A 13,206-nucleotide genomic window follows, 5' to 3' on the forward strand; every position below is an offset into this window, starting at 1 on the left:
TCAGCGACGATCGACGCCGACGAAGCGGAGGAACTCGCTCCGTGTGCGCGGGTCTTCGCGGAAGCTGCCGAGCATCTGGCTCGTGACCATGGAGACGCCGCGCTTGTGCACGCCGCGCGTCGTCATGCATTCGTGGCTGGCGTCGATCACCACGCCGACGCCGCGCGGACGCAGCGTGTCCTCGATGCAGTGCGCGATCTGCGCGGTGAGTTTTTCCTGCACCTGGAAGCGGCGGGCGAAACCGTCGACGACGCGCGCCAGCTTGCTGATGCCCACCACGCGGTCCTTCGGCACGTAGCCGACGTGCGCGCGACCGATGATCGGTGCCATGTGGTGTTCGCAGTGGCTTTCGAACTCGATGTCGCGCAGGACGATCATCTCGTCGTAGCCGGCGACCTCTTCGAACGTCCGGCGCAGGTATTCGGCCGGATCCTCGTCGTAGCCCTTGAACCAATCCGAATACGCCTTGACCACGCGCTTGGGCGTGTCGAGCAAGCCTTCGCGGGTGGGATCCTCACCCGACCAGAGCAGCAGCGTGCGCACGGCCTCCTCGGCCTGTTCGCGGGTGACCGGGCGGGACTTGGCGTCGTCGCTCATCGGGGTGCGTTCCTAAGCAGGTGCAAACGGTCATTGTACCGTTCTTCCCGCCGGTCAGTCCTCGGGCGGCTCGGCCGGGGTGTCGGTGTCGTCCAGCCCCGGCACCAGGTCGAGCAGGACCTGGCTCTCGTCGGAACCCAGCGACTCGACGCCACGGAGCTTGCGCTCGATGGCGCGGGTACGGACGCCGGCGGTGTCGATGCTGTTGCGGACGGTGTCGAGCTGTTTGCGCGTCTTTTCCAGCACCGTGGCGAACTTGCCGAATTCATTCTTGACCGCCGCCAGCACATGCCAGACCTCGGACGAGCGCTTCTCGATCGCCAGGGTGCGGAAGCCCATCTGCAGGCTGTTCAGCAGGGCCGTCAGGGTGGTGGGACCGGCGACCGTCACCCGGTACTCGCGCTGGAGCTGGTCGGACAGCCCCGGTCGGCGGATGACCTCGGCGTAGAGGCCCTCGGTCGGCAGGAAGAGGATCGCGAAATCGGTGGTGTGCGGCGGGGCCACGTACTTGCTGCGGATCCGCTTGGCCTCCTCGCGCACTCGCAATTCGAGCGCCTTGCCGGCCGCATGCGCCGCATCGGCATCGGCGGCGTCCTGGGCGTCGAGCAGGCGCTGGTAATCCTCCACCGGGTACTTGGCGTCGATCGGCAGCCAGACGGGGGTTCCGTCGTCGGCGCCCGGGAGACGGATGGCGAACTCGACGCGCTCGGTGGAGGACGGGATGGTGGCCACGTTGGCGGCGTACTGCTCGGCGATGAGGATCTGCTCGAGCAGCGCGCCGAGCTGGACCTCGCCGAAGGTGCCGCGCGTCTTCACGTTGGTCAGCACGCGCTTGAGGTCGCCGACGCCGGCCGCGAGCGCCTGCATCTCGCCCAGGCCGCGCTGCACCGCTTCGAGCCGCTCGGAGACGAGCTGGAACGATTGCCCGAGGCGGGTTTCCAGCGTCGCCTGCAGTTTCTCGTCGACCGTGGCCCGCATCTGTTCGAGCTTGGCGGCGTTGTCCTGCTGGATCGCACCGAGGCGGGTTTCGAGCGTGGCGCGTACTTCGCCGAGCCGCTTCTCGTTCTCGGCCGTGAGCGCGGCGAAGCGCTGGTCGATGCCCTCGCCGAAGCGCTTCAGGGTGAGCGCGGATTCCTCGCGCGTCTTGCGTGAATCGTCGGCCAGCCCCTGCCGCAGCGACTGCAGGCCGGTGTCCGTGCGTTCGGTGAGCTGGTCGAGCCGCCGGCCGAAACCTTCGATGCGCTCGTGCTGGCGCTCGGCGGCGGCGGCGAGCTGATCCTGCACATGCCCGCGGAACTGACCGAAGCTCTCGCCGAGCTCGCCGCGGCCCGCCCGCTGCTCTTCGCGGATCAGGCTTTCGAGACGGCGGTTGTCGTCACGCAGGGCGTCGAGGCGCGCGGCGCTTCCGTCGTCCTGTCGACCGCGAGACAGCAGGGCGAACAGCAGGCCGAGGCATGCGAGCGCGACGACAAGCAGGGCGATGAGGAGCAGGGTTTCGAGCGTCATGGGGCGAGAGGATACAGCCCCGAGGGACCCTATTCTCAGATCTCGCGATTGCCGACGATGACGACGTCCGCCGCGCGCCTCGCGAAGAGGCCGACGGTGACGATGCCGACGATCTGGTTGAGCTGGGCTTCCAGCTCGACCGGATTGGTGATGCGCCAGCCGTGCACGTCAATGATCCAGTTGCCGTTGTCGGTGACGACGCCGTCGCGCCAGACCGGCTGTCCGCCGAGCGCGACGATCTCGCGCGCCACCAGGCTGCGGGCCATCGGGATGACCTCGATCGGCAGCGGGAACGTGCCGAGCACGTCCACCTGCTTGCTCGCGTCGATGATGCAGACGAATTTGTCGGACGCCGCCGCGACGATCTTCTCGCGGGTGAGTGCGGCGCCGCCGCCCTTGATCAGGCGCTTGTGCGGATCGCACTCGTCCGCGCCGTCCACGTAAAGGTCGAGACGGCCGGCGGCGTTGAGATCGATGACGTCGATGCCGAGTTTGCGCAGGCGCTCGCTGGAGGCCTCGGAGCTGGACACGGCGGCCTTGATCCGGTCGCGGTACTGGGAGAGTTCGTCGATGAAGAAATTCACCGTCGACCCGGTACCCACGCCGATGATGCCGCCCTTGAAGACGCCGTTGCCGACGTAACGGAAGGCGGCGGTTTCGGCGGCGAGGCGCTTCTCGTTGTCCTGGCTCATGCTTTTTCCAGCTTGAGGATGAAATCCCAGTCGCTCTTGGCCACCGGCATCACGGACAGGCGGCTGCCTTTCTGCACCAGCGGCATGTCGGCGAGCTCGTCGTGGCCCTTCAGTTCTTCCAGCGAGATGGTGCGCGCGAGCTTGCGCTCGAACTTGACGTCGACCAGCATCCAGCGCGGTTCCTCGCGCTTCGCCTTGGCGTCGTAATACTTGGATTTCGGGTTGAACTGGCTCTCGTCCGGATACGCCGCGGAGGCGACCGAAGCGATGCCGACGATGCCCGGGACATCGGTGTTCGAGTGGTAGAAGAAGATCTTGTCGCCGACCTTCATGCCGTCGCGCATGAAGTTGCGCGCCTGGTAGTTGCGCACGCCGTCCCAGGCTTCGACGCCCTTGCGCTTGAGATCGTCGATGGAGAACGCGTCCGGCTCGGACTTCATGAGCCAGTACTTCATGCCTCGCCGCCCGTGCAGTCGATGAGTTCCTTGTCCGTCGCGATGTAGTCGAGCGAGATGTCCCACTCGGCCGTCTCGATCGCGTCCAGTTCCTGGAACGCGTAGCCGACGCCGACGAGCAGCGGCTGCGCCGGACGCGGCTTGCCGCGCAGGAACTCGAAGCTGCGGTCGTAATAGCCGCCGCCGAAGCCCAGCCGGTTGCCGCGGCGATCGAAGCCGAGGAGGGGCACCAGCACGAGATCGAGCTTGTCCGCCTCGACCACGTGTTCCGACGCCTTCGGTTCGGGGATGCCGAGCTCGTTGGAGTCGACGTCCTCGCCGGTGGTCCAGGGCGCGAACGTCAGGCGGCGCTTGCCGCCGGATTTGGTGACGATCGGCAGGTAGAAGGTCTGGCCGCGCTCGGCGAGCGGCGCGATGGCCAGGTTGAGCGGCAGCTCGCCGCCCGTGGCCCAGTAGCCGGCCACGTGCTTGTCGGTCAGGAATTCGGGCAACTGCTCCAGCGAATGGCGCAGGCCCTGGGCGGCGGCGACGCGCTCGGCCGGCTTGAGCTGCCGGCGTCGCTGCACGAGGTCGGCTCGGAGTTCACGTCTCTCGGGAAGCTTTGACATGGGTCGTTCAACGGAACGGCACAGGCAAGGTCGCCGTCGAGCCGCCACATCCGGTGCCGCGGATGGGACGCTGACCGGCCCCCCTGGGACCGATCGGCTGGAATGGAGAGGCGTTCTCCGCGATGCCGCTGCGCACCAAACGACCTTGATCCAAAGGATCAGGTGGGAGGGCTACGCGACTTCGAGGCTTTCCGTACGAGGCGGACATGCACAACAGTCACGAAAAGCCGACCCGGGGTCGTATGTAGGAACAAGGCAAATGTAAAGTGCGCTGGCGAACACCGCAGGGAACGCCTGAGCGCTATTTTACAGAGGCGTCGAGCAGACCATCAAGCTTTCTGCGCAGGGAGGCCAGCCCGTCGGTCAGCACCTGTTCCTGCGAGTCGTGCTCCTTCCGCAGCGTGAGCAGCTCGTGGGCGATGCTCACGGCCGCCAGCACGGCGATCCGGTCGAATCCGGGCACCTTGGCGTTGGACTTCAGCTCGCGCATCTTGCCGTCCAGGAACTGGGCGGCGGCGACGAGGCCGGGGCGCTCTTCCGGCGCGCACGCGATGTGAAATTCGCGGTCGAGCAGGCGCAGGGATACCGGTTCGCTGGCGGTGGCGTTCATGTCGTTGCGATCAGCCCGTGTTCTCGAGCGCCTTGAGGCGCTGGATCATCGCTTCCACACGGCTGCGCGCCTGTTCGTTGCGTGCCATGAGTCCCGCGCGTTCGTTCGCCAGCTGTTCCTGGCTGTGCCGCAGACTGCGGTTTTCCTCGGTGAGGCGGCGAACGGTGTCGACGAGCCGGTCGAGCGTCGCGCTCAGGGCTTCCAGTTCGGTCTTGAAGGCGTCCGGGTTCGTCATGGAGCGGACTATAACAGGAGGTCCGGCCCTGTCGGCATCCCGTGAAGGCGAACGCGTCGGCAGCGTGAAGGCCGGTGCATTAGACTTGGGTCTGAAATCCCTGGAGCACGTGCCATGTCGGCCAACCTGACCGTCGACCCCGAAGACATCGCCGAGCTGATCGGACGCTGCAAACTGTCCGTCTCGGTCAGCGAGTTCCATGGCTCGCTCGTCGGGTACATCGCCGGGGGCGGCCGCTTTCCCGGCGATTCGGTACTCGCCGCGCTCAGCCTCGAACCCGATCCGGCGCCGACCGCCGACGAAGAGGCGATGCTCAACCGGCTGCGGCACCAGACCGACGAATGGCTGGCCGACCCGGAACTGACGTTCTCCCCGTGGCTTCCCGACGACGATGCGCCCATTCCGGAGCGCGCCGAGGGCCTGGTCGACTGGATCCACGGCTTCCTGGGCGGTCTCGGGCTCGGCGGGTCGGTGGAGCGCAACCAGGGCATGAGCGACGACGCGCGCGAAGTCCTCAAGGACATGGCGTCGATCGCCGCGACCGAGTTCGAATTCGACGCGGACGACGACGTGAACGACGAGAGCCTGACCGAGCTCGAGGAATTCGTGCGCGCCGGCGCGATGCTGCTCCATGCCGAGCTCAGCCGCGGCACGCCACCGGCGAACGACACCCTGCATTGATCGCGCCCGCCGAGTACGCCCGGCGGCGCCGGGAACTGATGCGCATGGCGGGCGAGGACGCGGCCCTGATCCTCGCCGCCGCCCCCGAGCGCATGCGCAACGCCGACGCGCCCTGGCCGTACCGCCAGGATTCCGATTTTCACTATCTGACCGGCTTCGACGAACCCGAAGCCGTGCTGGCGCTGCTGCCCGGTCGCGCCCACGGCGAGACGGTGCTGTTCTGCCGCGAGCGCGACGCCGAGCGTGAACGCTGGGACGGCGAGCGCATGGGCACGGACCGGGCGGCGCGCGAGCTTCGCCTCGACGACGCGTTCCCCATCGACGACATCGACGACATCCTCCCGGGGATGATCGAGGGAAGGGCGCGCGTCTATTGCCACTTCGGGCAGGAACCGGATTTCGATGCCCGACTGCTGGCCTGGATGCGCCGCCTGCGCACGGCGCGCGGTGGCGGTGTCGTGCCGAAGGACCTCGTGGCGCTGGGGCACCTGCTGCACGACCTGCGCCTGTTCAAGTCGAAGGACGAGCTGGCGCTCATGCGCCGGTCGGCCGAGGTCGCCGGCGCCGCGCACCTCGCCGCCATGGCCATCGCACGCCCTGGCGTCGCCGAATATGAGGTCGAAGGCGAGATCCTGCGCACCATCCGCAGCCGCGGCGCGGTGCCCGCGTTTCCGCCCACCGTCGCCGGCGGCGCCAACGCCTGCGTCATGCACTACCAGGCCAACCGCGCCACGCTGAAGGACGGCGACCTGCTGCTCGTCGACGCCGGCGCGGAAGTGGACTGCTACGCCTCGGACATCACGCGCACGTTTCCCGTGGGCGGGCGTTTCACGAGGGAGCAGCGCGCGCTGTACGAGATCGTGCACGAGGCGCAGCTGGCGGCCATCGACGCGGTACGTCCCGGCCGCTCGTTCGGCGATGCGCACGACGCGGCGGTCCGGATCATCGCGGAGGGCCTCTGCGCCGTCGGCATCCTGCGCGGCGGCGCCGATCGCGTGATCGCCGAGGGCAGCTACAAGACGTACTTCCCGAGCAAGACCGGCCACTGGCTCGGCCTCGACGTCCACGACGTCGGCGACTACCGCATCGACGGCGAGCCGCGCGTCCTGGAAGAGGGCATGGTCGTCACCGTCGAACCCGGCATCTACGTTCCGCCGAACGACAAGCGCGTCGACGAACGCTGGCGAGGCATCGGCATCCGCATCGAAGACGACGTCGCGGTGACGAAGGGCGCCCCCGATGTGATGACCTCCGCGGTGCCGAAAGCCCCCGACGCCCTCGAACGCTGACACGTTGCCGCTGGCGGGTGGGAGCCGATCGCATCGGCGATCCCGCGGCAGCGGCAACGATCCGGGAACGCCGTATCCCTCAGGTCCCCTCGTGCTTCGGCATCGGATCGTGCTTCCGGCTGGCTTCGTCGTCGGAGTGCACCTCGTACCACACCGCGTTGAGGATGCCGAAAGCGCAGGCGAGGCCGAGGCCGAGTATCCAGGCGAAATACCACATGGCTTGCTCCTTCAGTACGTGCCGTGCGACCTGCGCACGTGTTCGAGGGTGACGCGGCCGCGCATCACGCGGTAGACCCAGCTGGTGTAGAGGAGGATCAGCGGGATGAACACGATGGTGACCGCGAGCATCAGCAGCAGCGTGCCGCGACTGGACGAGGCGTCCCAAACCGTGAGGCTCGATGTCGGATCGAGCGCGGACGGCAACAGGAACGGGAAGAGCGCGAAGCCTGCGGAGAGGATCGTGCCGGCGACCGCCAGGCTGCTGCAGAAGAAGCCCGCGAAGCCGCGACGGCCCACGAAGAGCTGAAGTCCCAGCGCGCCCGCGAAGGCGAGGACCGGCGCGGCCCAGAACCAGGGATGCTTCATGTAGCTGGCGAACCACGACGCGCCGATGGCCACCTGCTTGCCCAGCGGATTCGAGATCGCGTCGGTGGTCGCGGGTCCGGAGATCGCGAAGCCCGGGATGCCGTAGGCGAGCCAGATGCCGGCGGCCACGAACAGCACGATGTACACGAGCGAAGCGATGCGTGCGACCTTCGCCGCGCGATTCGCGATGAGCACATCGGCCTTCATCGCGGCCCAGCTCGCCCCGTGCGCCAGCAGCATGCTCAGGCTGACGAGTCCGGCGAGCAACGCGAACGGGCGGAACAGCTGGAAGAACGAACCATCCCACGTCATGCGCAGGTCGCCGTCGTAGCGGAACGGAAGGCCGAGGAACAGGTTGCCGAAGGCGACGCCGCAGACCAGCATGACGATGGTCCCCGAGGCGATCAGGCAATAATCCCAGACGGTCTTCCAGCGCGGATCCTGCACCTTCTCGCGGAAGTTGAAGCCCACCGGCCGGATGATGAAGGCGACCAGCAGCACGAACATCGCGACATACAGGCCGGAGAAGGATGCCGCGTAGAGCAGTGGCCACGCCGCGAACACCGCGCCGCCGCCAAGGATGAACCAGACCTGGTTGCCCTCCCAGGTCGGCTCGATGGTCTCCAGCAACACGAGCCGCTCGTGGTCGTCCTTGCCCAGCACGCGCAGCAGCGCCGCGACGCCGAAGTCGAAGCCGTCCATGATGGCGAAGCCGATCAGCAGCACGCCGATCAGCGCCCACCAGATCACCCGCAGGGTTTCGTAATCGAACATGATGTCGTCCTCAGACCGTCTGCGCGTGGGCGGGAATGGCATCCGGCCGCTTCGGCCACAGGCCGAGTCCGTCCGGACCCTTGCGGGCGAACTTCACCATCAGATAGCCGTCGATCACGGCGAGCGCCGTGTAGAACAGCACGAAGCCACCGAGTGAGATCCACACCTGTCCGGGCGTGAGCGACGATGCGCCCAGCGCCGTCGGCAGCACGCCTTCGATCGCCCACGGCTGGCGTCCGTATTCGGCGACGATCCAGCCCAGCTCCGCGGCGACCCAGGGCAGCGGCAGGCTCCACAGCGCGACCTTGAGAAACCGGCGTCCCTGCAGGCGCCGCTTGCTGGCGAGCCAGAACGCGTACGCGAACAGGCCGATGAAGTACAAGCCGCACGCGACCATGACGCGGAACGACCAGAACAGCACGGGCACGTTCGGGATCGTGCTGTCGGCGGCCTTCTGGATATCCTCGGGCGTCGCTTTGCGCGGATCGTCCATGAAGCGCTTCAGCAGCAGCGCGTAGCCCATGTCCTTGTCGTGCGCGGCGAGGATCGCGGCGGCCTGCGCGTCGTTGCGGTTCTCGCGCAGCACGAGCATCGCGTCGTACGCCTTGATGCCGTCCGCGATGCGGCCCTTGGCGTCGTCGACGAGCTGGGCGATGCCGAGAATCGGTTCGTCGACCGAGCGCGTGCCGATCAGGCCCATGATCCACGGCACGCGGATCGCACCGTGCGTCGTGCGCTCCTTCACGTCGGGCAGGCCCACCAGGGTGAACGACGCGGGCGCGGGCTCGGTCTCCCACATGGCCTCGATGGCCGCCATCTTCATCTTCTGGTTTTCCGAAACCGTGTATCCGGACTCGTCGCCGAGCACGACGACGGAAAGGGAGGCGGCAAGACCGAAGCTCGCGGCGACCGTCATCGAGCGCCTGGCGAAGTCGACGTTGCGGCCGCGCAGCAGGTACCACGCGCTGATCGAGAGCACGAACATCGCACCCATCGTGTAACCGGCGCTCACCGTGTGCACGAACTTCGACTGCGCGACGGGATTGAAGAACACCTCCTTGAACGAAGTGACCTCCATGCGCATCGTCTGCGCGTTGAACGCCGCTCCGACGGGGTTCTGCATCCATGCGTTCGCGATGAGGATCCACAGCGCGGACAGGCTGGTGGCGAGCGCCATGAACCAGGTCGCCAGCATGTGCTTCAGCGGCGTGATGCGCTCCCAGCCGAAGAAGAAGATGCCGACCAACGTGGATTCGAGGAAGAACGCCATCATGCCTTCGATGGCCAGCGGCGCGCCGAAGATGTCGCCGACGTAGTGCGAGTAATAGGCCCAGTTCGTGCCGAACTGGAATTCCATGGTGACGCCGGTGGCGACGCCCATGGCGAAGTTGATGCCGAAGAGCACGCCCCAGAACTGGGTCATGCGTTTCCACACCTCGCGGCGGGTCATGACGTACACGCTCTCCATGATGGCGAGCATGAACGCGAGGCCGAGGGTGAGGGGCACGAAGAGGAAGTGGTAGAGCGCGGTCAGCGCGAACTGAAGGCGCGACAGGCCGACGACATCGGGGTCGACGATCATGGCGGGTTTCCCTGGCTGGAGGCGGAGGCCGGTGCGAGGACACGGTCCATGCCCGCGGGCGAGACATCCGCGCGGGGCAGGGGCCGGATGGCCACGTACCAGATGAGCATGAGTACGGCGATCTTGGCGACGACGATGAAGGAGAGCTCCAGCGCGAGCCTCCCCAGCGGCTTGTCGCGCCAGCGACGGCGCGCGGGTGGACTGTCGACGACCATCGGTGCGACTCCATCGTTCGATACGAACGTGACCCCGGCATCGTACGGCCGGGCATCCCCATGCGATCCATGACCGATTGTCGCAACCGGCTGACCGCGTATCCTTCGAACCTGCCCCTTTCGCCCGAAAATAGTCCCCGGATGACCCACCGTAAAGTGCGCCTTGCCTCCGTCGATGTCCTGCGCGGAGCGACCGTCGCGGCGATGCTGCTGGTCAACGATCCCGGCGACTGGGGCCACGTCTGGTGGCCCCTCGAACATGCGGCGTGGAACGGGTGCACCCCGACCGACCTCGTCTTTCCCCTGTTCCTCTTCATCGTTGGCGTATCCGTTTCGCTGTCGATCGGAGCGCGCGTCGCGACCGGTGCGCCGAAAGGGCCCTTGCGCCGTGCGGCGATCGGTCGCGCGGCGCGGATCGTCGGCCTTGGCCTGTTGTTGAACGTCGTCGCGTGGCTCGCGATACCGGAAGCGCATCTGCGGCTTCCCGGTGTCCTGCAGCGGATCGGCGTGTGTTTCGCGCTGGCCGCGTTGCTCGCCGTGGACACGGGCCCGCGCCTGCGCGACGCCGTGCTCGTCGTCCTGCTGGCGGGTTACGGGGCGCTGCTTCTGGCCGGCGGCATGGAGCCGTGGACCAATTCCGTCAGCCGCGCCGACTCGGCGATCTTCGGCGCCTTCGTCTACGCGATCGATCCGGCCACCGGGCGCGGGCATGATCCGGAGGGCCTGCTGGCCACGCTACCCGCCCTGGCGACGACGCTGCTGGGCATGCGCGCGGGCACCTGGCTCGCCGCTGGCGACACGCGACGGCTCGTCGTCGCCGCGATCGTCTGCCTCGTGCTGGGCTGGATGGCGCAGTGGCTGTGGCCGTTCAACAAGAACCTGTGGACGCCGAGCTACGTGCTCTGGACCGGCGGCTGGTCGTTCGCGCTGCTCGCAATCGTGCACGTGCTCGTCGACGAACGCGGCTGGCGCCTGCCGGGCAGGGCGTTCGGTGTGAACGCGATCGCCGCGTATGCCGGGTCGGGGCTGATGGTCTACCTGCTCATCGCGCTCGGCATCGCCCCGTGGCTTTACCGCGTCGCGTTCGCCTCGTGGATGACGCCGCTCTTCGGACCGTACGTGTCGTCGGCGGCGTGGGGCGTGGCGTTCGTCGCCGTGTGGTGGCTGATCGTGCGGTGGATGGACCGGCGGGCGATCTACCTGAAGATCTGATGCCCGTGGGAGCGGCCCTGGCCGCGACGGCTTTTCGCGGAAGAGCGCAGGTCGTGCCGCTCCTCGCGAAAGGCTGTCGCGGCCAGGGCCGCTCCCACAGGGTGGGGCTTACAACGACGCGAACGCGTCGCGCGTCAGGTTCTCGGGTTCGCCCGCGGTGCACACCACGTCGTCCTCGATGCGGATGCCGCCGTAGTTGCGGAAGGCGTCGACCTTCGCCCAGTCGATGTCGTTCGAGAACGGCTTGCCCTTGAGCTCGGCCAGCAGCATGTCGATGAAGTAGATGCCCGGCTCGATGGTCACCACCATGCCGGCCTCGAGCTGGCGCGTGAGGCGCAGGTAGGGATGGCCGTCGGGCTTGGCGATCGTGCCGCCCGTTTCCGAGGCCTGGAAACCGCCCACGTCGTGCACCTGCAGTCCGATGCCGTGGCCGAGGCCATGCGGGAAGAACGCGGACGAGACACCGGATTCGACGGCGCTTTCCGGGCTCATGCGGATGAAACCATGGTCGCGGAGCACGCCGGCGAGCACGTGGTGGGCGTGGACGTGGAGCTCAGGATAGCTCTGTCCGGCGCGCACCTTCGCCGCGAACGAGCGCTCGGCGTCGTCGACCGCGTCGATCAGCGCCTGGAACTCGCCGGCATCGCTGCTGGCGTAGGTGCGCGTGATGTCGCTGGCGTAGCCCGAGGCGCTCGCGCCCGCGTCGATCAGGAACGAGCGGCTCTTCGCCGGGGCGCTGCGGTCGAAGTTCGTGTAGTGCAGCACCGCACCGTGCTCGTTGAGGCCGACGATGCTCGCGTACGGCAGCTCGGCGTCGATCTGGCCCACGGCGGTGAGGTAGGCGAGGTGGATGCCGAATTCGCTCTCGCCGTTGCGGAACGCGTGCTCGGCCGCGCGGTGGCCGCGCACGCCGCGGCGGCTCGCCTCGCGCATCAGTTCCAGTTCGTAAGGCGTCTTGTACGCGCGGTGGTAATGCAGGTGGTCGATGACGGCGGGCGGGTTGTTCGCGCAGACGTCCTGCAGGTCGCAGTACTGGTCGCCGATGATCGCGCAGCGCGAGAGCATGGCCGGCAGCTCGGCGACCGCGTCCGCGGGCTTGCGCACGATGACGATGTCGAAGTGGTCGACCCAGTAGCCGGTCGGGGCTTCCGGCACCACGTGCCAGTAATCGCGCGGCTGCAGGAACACCAGCTTCGGCTTCTCGCCCGGCGTGTAGACGAGCCAGCTGCCCGGGGCATCGGTCAGCGGCAGCCAGTGCCTGAAATGCGGGTTCGTGACGAACGGGTAATCCTGGTCGTCGAGGAACTTCGTGATCGGGCGGCCCGCCGGCACCACGAGGTGATCGAACCCGCCGCGCGCCAGCGCGGTGTCGGTGCGCTCGCGCAGCGTGGCGAGGTGCTGGGGATAAAGCGCGGCCAGCGCGTCGTTCATGGGGGACTCCGGGGACGTGGGGCAAACCGCAATGGTGCGCCTGTCGGGACGCGGCGCCAAGTCCGGGCGGGCCTCAGGATCGTGCGAAGACCACCGTGTAATCGCCGGCCAGGTCGCCGAGGCGGTGGCGCAGCGCGGTGGCGGCATGCGCGTTGCCCTTGCCGAGCAGGCCCTGCAGGTGGGCCCCGTAGAGCGTGATCGCGTAGTGGCCCACCGCGAAGTCGTGCTCCGGCGAGCGCCACAGGTGGAGCGGTGTCCACGTGGCGCAGGACGGGCAGGCGACGTATGCGGAATCGGGCGCGTCGCACCACACCGCGAGGGCTTCCTCAAGCGCCTCGCTGCCGTCGTCGCCGGGCGCCAGGCGCTCACCGCATTCGGGACAGCGGATGGAGAAGCTGCCGTCGTAGCGGCAGAAGATGCCGTTCTCGCGGCCGCCGTCGATGAGCTCCGCGCCGCCGCGGCCGTCGCCGCGCCAGCGGTGTCCGCTCGCGTGCAGTCCGATCGCCTGGATGCCGGTGTCGGCGACGAGGCGTTCGTCGAGCACGCGGAACCGCGCTTCCTCGTCCTCGCTCGGTTGCGCGGCGATCGTGCCGTCGCCGACCAGGTGCAGGTACAGGTCCATCGCGGCCGCGGCCGCGTCGTCGCGCTCGAGGTCCGTGTCGACCAGAATGGTGGTGGCATCGCTCATGGTGAGCGATGGTGACGCCCCGCGTGGTTCGTCGTAAAGCATGGTC

16 protein-coding genes and 1 other RNA gene are annotated in these 13,206 nt (G+C 67.8%); 3 read left to right on the plus strand and 14 right to left on the minus strand.

Annotation, left to right across the window (positions count from 1 at the left end; genetic code table 11):
• The 8 genes from folE to BMW54_RS11965 all read right to left on the minus strand — a co-directional run bounded on the left by folE (position 1) and on the right by BMW54_RS11965 (position 4,703).
• Positions 1 to 597: a GTP cyclohydrolase I FolE gene (folE, locus tag BMW54_RS11930; RefSeq protein WP_090056204.1), complete on the minus strand. Its 597-nt coding sequence runs from the start codon at positions 595 to 597 to the stop codon at positions 1 to 3.
• 54 nt (positions 598 to 651) lie between these two features.
• A complete protein-coding gene (gene rmuC, locus BMW54_RS11935) occupies positions 652 to 2,103 on the minus strand; it encodes a DNA recombination protein RmuC (RefSeq protein WP_090056206.1) in 1,452 nt (483 codons plus the stop codon).
• Between the two features lie 35 nt (positions 2,104 to 2,138).
• The gene (rpiA, locus tag BMW54_RS11940) at positions 2,139 to 2,795 is read right to left on the minus strand and encodes a ribose-5-phosphate isomerase RpiA (protein ID WP_090056207.1); all 657 of its coding nucleotides are present in this window, start codon (positions 2,793 to 2,795) and stop codon (positions 2,139 to 2,141) included.
• Entirely contained in the window at positions 2,792 to 3,250 is a 459-nt protein-coding gene (locus BMW54_RS11945) for an EVE domain-containing protein (protein ID WP_090056210.1), read from the minus strand. Before BMW54_RS11945 ends, rpiA begins: the two co-directional genes overlap by 4 nt.
• Positions 3,247 to 3,858, minus strand: a complete 612-nt coding sequence (locus BMW54_RS11950) for a 5-formyltetrahydrofolate cyclo-ligase (protein WP_090056212.1) — start codon at positions 3,856 to 3,858, stop codon at positions 3,247 to 3,249. Before BMW54_RS11950 ends, BMW54_RS11945 begins: the two co-directional genes overlap by 4 nt.
• Before the next feature lie 110 nt (positions 3,859 to 3,968).
• Positions 3,969 to 4,151: non-coding RNA, 6S RNA (gene ssrS, locus BMW54_RS11955), on the minus strand.
• Positions 4,152 to 4,159: 8 nt separating this feature from the next.
• Positions 4,160 to 4,468: a cell division protein ZapA gene (locus tag BMW54_RS11960; protein ID WP_090056214.1), complete on the minus strand. Its 309-nt coding sequence runs from the start codon at positions 4,466 to 4,468 to the stop codon at positions 4,160 to 4,162.
• A gap of 10 nt (positions 4,469 to 4,478) precedes the next feature.
• Positions 4,479 to 4,703 (minus strand): TIGR02449 family protein, encoded by a 225-nt coding sequence (locus BMW54_RS11965; RefSeq protein ID WP_036116258.1) that lies wholly within the window; start codon positions 4,701 to 4,703, stop codon positions 4,479 to 4,481.
• 114 nt (positions 4,704 to 4,817) lie between these two features.
• Here BMW54_RS11965 and BMW54_RS11970 point away from each other — a divergent pair, with 114 nt between their 5' ends.
• Together BMW54_RS11970 and BMW54_RS11975 are read left to right on the plus strand one after the other, a co-directional pair.
• A complete protein-coding gene (locus BMW54_RS11970) occupies positions 4,818 to 5,384 on the plus strand; it encodes a UPF0149 family protein (RefSeq protein WP_090056216.1) in 567 nt (188 codons plus the stop codon).
• Positions 5,381 to 6,673, plus strand: a complete 1,293-nt coding sequence (locus tag BMW54_RS11975; RefSeq protein ID WP_090056218.1) for an aminopeptidase P N-terminal domain-containing protein — start codon at positions 5,381 to 5,383, stop codon at positions 6,671 to 6,673. The genes BMW54_RS11970 and BMW54_RS11975 overlap by 4 nt, the downstream gene beginning before the upstream one ends.
• Before the next feature lie 79 nt (positions 6,674 to 6,752).
• Here BMW54_RS11975 and cydX read toward each other — a convergent pair whose 3' ends face one another.
• The 4 genes from cydX to cydP are packed head-to-tail and all read right to left on the minus strand — an operon-like array spanning position 6,753 to position 9,829.
• Complete coding sequence (cydX, locus tag BMW54_RS11980) at positions 6,753 to 6,890, minus strand: cytochrome bd-I oxidase subunit CydX (RefSeq protein WP_090056220.1); 138 nt, start codon at positions 6,888 to 6,890, stop codon at positions 6,753 to 6,755.
• 11 nt (positions 6,891 to 6,901) lie between these two features.
• The gene (gene cydB, locus BMW54_RS11985; protein ID WP_090056223.1) at positions 6,902 to 8,032 is read right to left on the minus strand and encodes a cytochrome d ubiquinol oxidase subunit II; all 1,131 of its coding nucleotides are present in this window, start codon (positions 8,030 to 8,032) and stop codon (positions 6,902 to 6,904) included.
• A 10-nt stretch (positions 8,033 to 8,042) separates the two neighbouring features.
• Complete coding sequence (locus BMW54_RS11990) at positions 8,043 to 9,614, minus strand: cytochrome ubiquinol oxidase subunit I (protein ID WP_090056225.1); 1,572 nt, start codon at positions 9,612 to 9,614, stop codon at positions 8,043 to 8,045.
• A complete protein-coding gene (gene cydP, locus BMW54_RS11995; RefSeq protein WP_090056227.1) occupies positions 9,611 to 9,829 on the minus strand; it encodes a cytochrome oxidase putative small subunit CydP in 219 nt (72 codons plus the stop codon). Before cydP ends, BMW54_RS11990 begins: the two co-directional genes overlap by 4 nt.
• A 141-nt stretch (positions 9,830 to 9,970) precedes the next feature.
• Here cydP and BMW54_RS12000 point away from each other — a divergent pair, with 141 nt between their 5' ends.
• Complete coding sequence (locus BMW54_RS12000) at positions 9,971 to 11,041, plus strand: acyltransferase family protein (RefSeq protein ID WP_090056230.1); 1,071 nt, start codon at positions 9,971 to 9,973, stop codon at positions 11,039 to 11,041.
• 108 nt (positions 11,042 to 11,149) lie between these two features.
• Here the strand turns inward: BMW54_RS12000 and pepQ are convergent, their stop codons facing one another.
• Positions 11,150 to 12,472, minus strand: coding sequence for a Xaa-Pro dipeptidase (gene pepQ / locus BMW54_RS12005; RefSeq protein WP_090056232.1), 1,323 nt, complete (start codon positions 12,470 to 12,472; stop codon positions 11,150 to 11,152).
• A 73-nt stretch (positions 12,473 to 12,545) separates the two neighbouring features.
• Positions 12,546 to 13,202, minus strand: a complete 657-nt coding sequence (locus BMW54_RS12010; protein WP_090056234.1) for a hypothetical protein — start codon at positions 13,200 to 13,202, stop codon at positions 12,546 to 12,548.
• Between the last annotated feature and the right edge of the window lie 4 nt (positions 13,203 to 13,206).

This window comes from Luteibacter sp. 329MFSha (assembly GCF_900111665.1).
Classification (GTDB): Bacteria; Pseudomonadota; Gammaproteobacteria; order Xanthomonadales; family Rhodanobacteraceae; genus Luteibacter.

Bases quoted from the DNA above. Each gene is read 5' to 3' on its own strand.
- folE (WP_090056204.1), bottom strand. From the start codon at position 597: ATGAGCGACGACGCCAAGTCCCGCCCGGTCACCCGCGAACAGGCCGAG.
- rmuC (WP_090056206.1), bottom strand. From the start codon at position 2,103: ATGACGCTCGAAACCCTGCTCCTCATCGCCCTGCTTGTCGTCGCGCTC.
- rpiA (WP_090056207.1), bottom strand. From the start codon at position 2,795: ATGAGCCAGGACAACGAGAAGCGCCTCGCCGCCGAAACCGCCGCCTTC.
- BMW54_RS11945 (WP_090056210.1), bottom strand. From the start codon at position 3,250: ATGAAGTACTGGCTCATGAAGTCCGAGCCGGACGCGTTCTCCATCGAC.
- BMW54_RS11950 (WP_090056212.1), bottom strand. From the start codon at position 3,858: ATGTCAAAGCTTCCCGAGAGACGTGAACTCCGAGCCGACCTCGTGCAG.
- BMW54_RS11960 (WP_090056214.1), bottom strand. From the start codon at position 4,468: ATGAACGCCACCGCCAGCGAACCGGTATCCCTGCGCCTGCTCGACCGC.
- BMW54_RS11965 (WP_036116258.1), bottom strand. From the start codon at position 4,703: ATGACGAACCCGGACGCCTTCAAGACCGAACTGGAAGCCCTGAGCGCG.
- BMW54_RS11970 (WP_090056216.1), top strand. From the start codon at position 4,818: ATGTCGGCCAACCTGACCGTCGACCCCGAAGACATCGCCGAGCTGATC.
- cydX (WP_090056220.1), bottom strand. From the start codon at position 6,890: ATGTGGTATTTCGCCTGGATACTCGGCCTCGGCCTCGCCTGCGCTTTC.
- cydB (WP_090056223.1), bottom strand. From the start codon at position 8,032: ATGTTCGATTACGAAACCCTGCGGGTGATCTGGTGGGCGCTGATCGGC.
- BMW54_RS11990 (WP_090056225.1), bottom strand. From the start codon at position 9,614: ATGATCGTCGACCCCGATGTCGTCGGCCTGTCGCGCCTTCAGTTCGCG.
- cydP (WP_090056227.1), bottom strand. From the start codon at position 9,829: ATGGTCGTCGACAGTCCACCCGCGCGCCGTCGCTGGCGCGACAAGCCG.
- BMW54_RS12000 (WP_090056230.1), top strand. From the start codon at position 9,971: ATGACCCACCGTAAAGTGCGCCTTGCCTCCGTCGATGTCCTGCGCGGA.
- pepQ (WP_090056232.1), bottom strand. From the start codon at position 12,472: ATGAACGACGCGCTGGCCGCGCTTTATCCCCAGCACCTCGCCACGCTG.
- BMW54_RS12010 (WP_090056234.1), bottom strand. From the start codon at position 13,202: ATGCTTTACGACGAACCACGCGGGGCGTCACCATCGCTCACCATGAGC.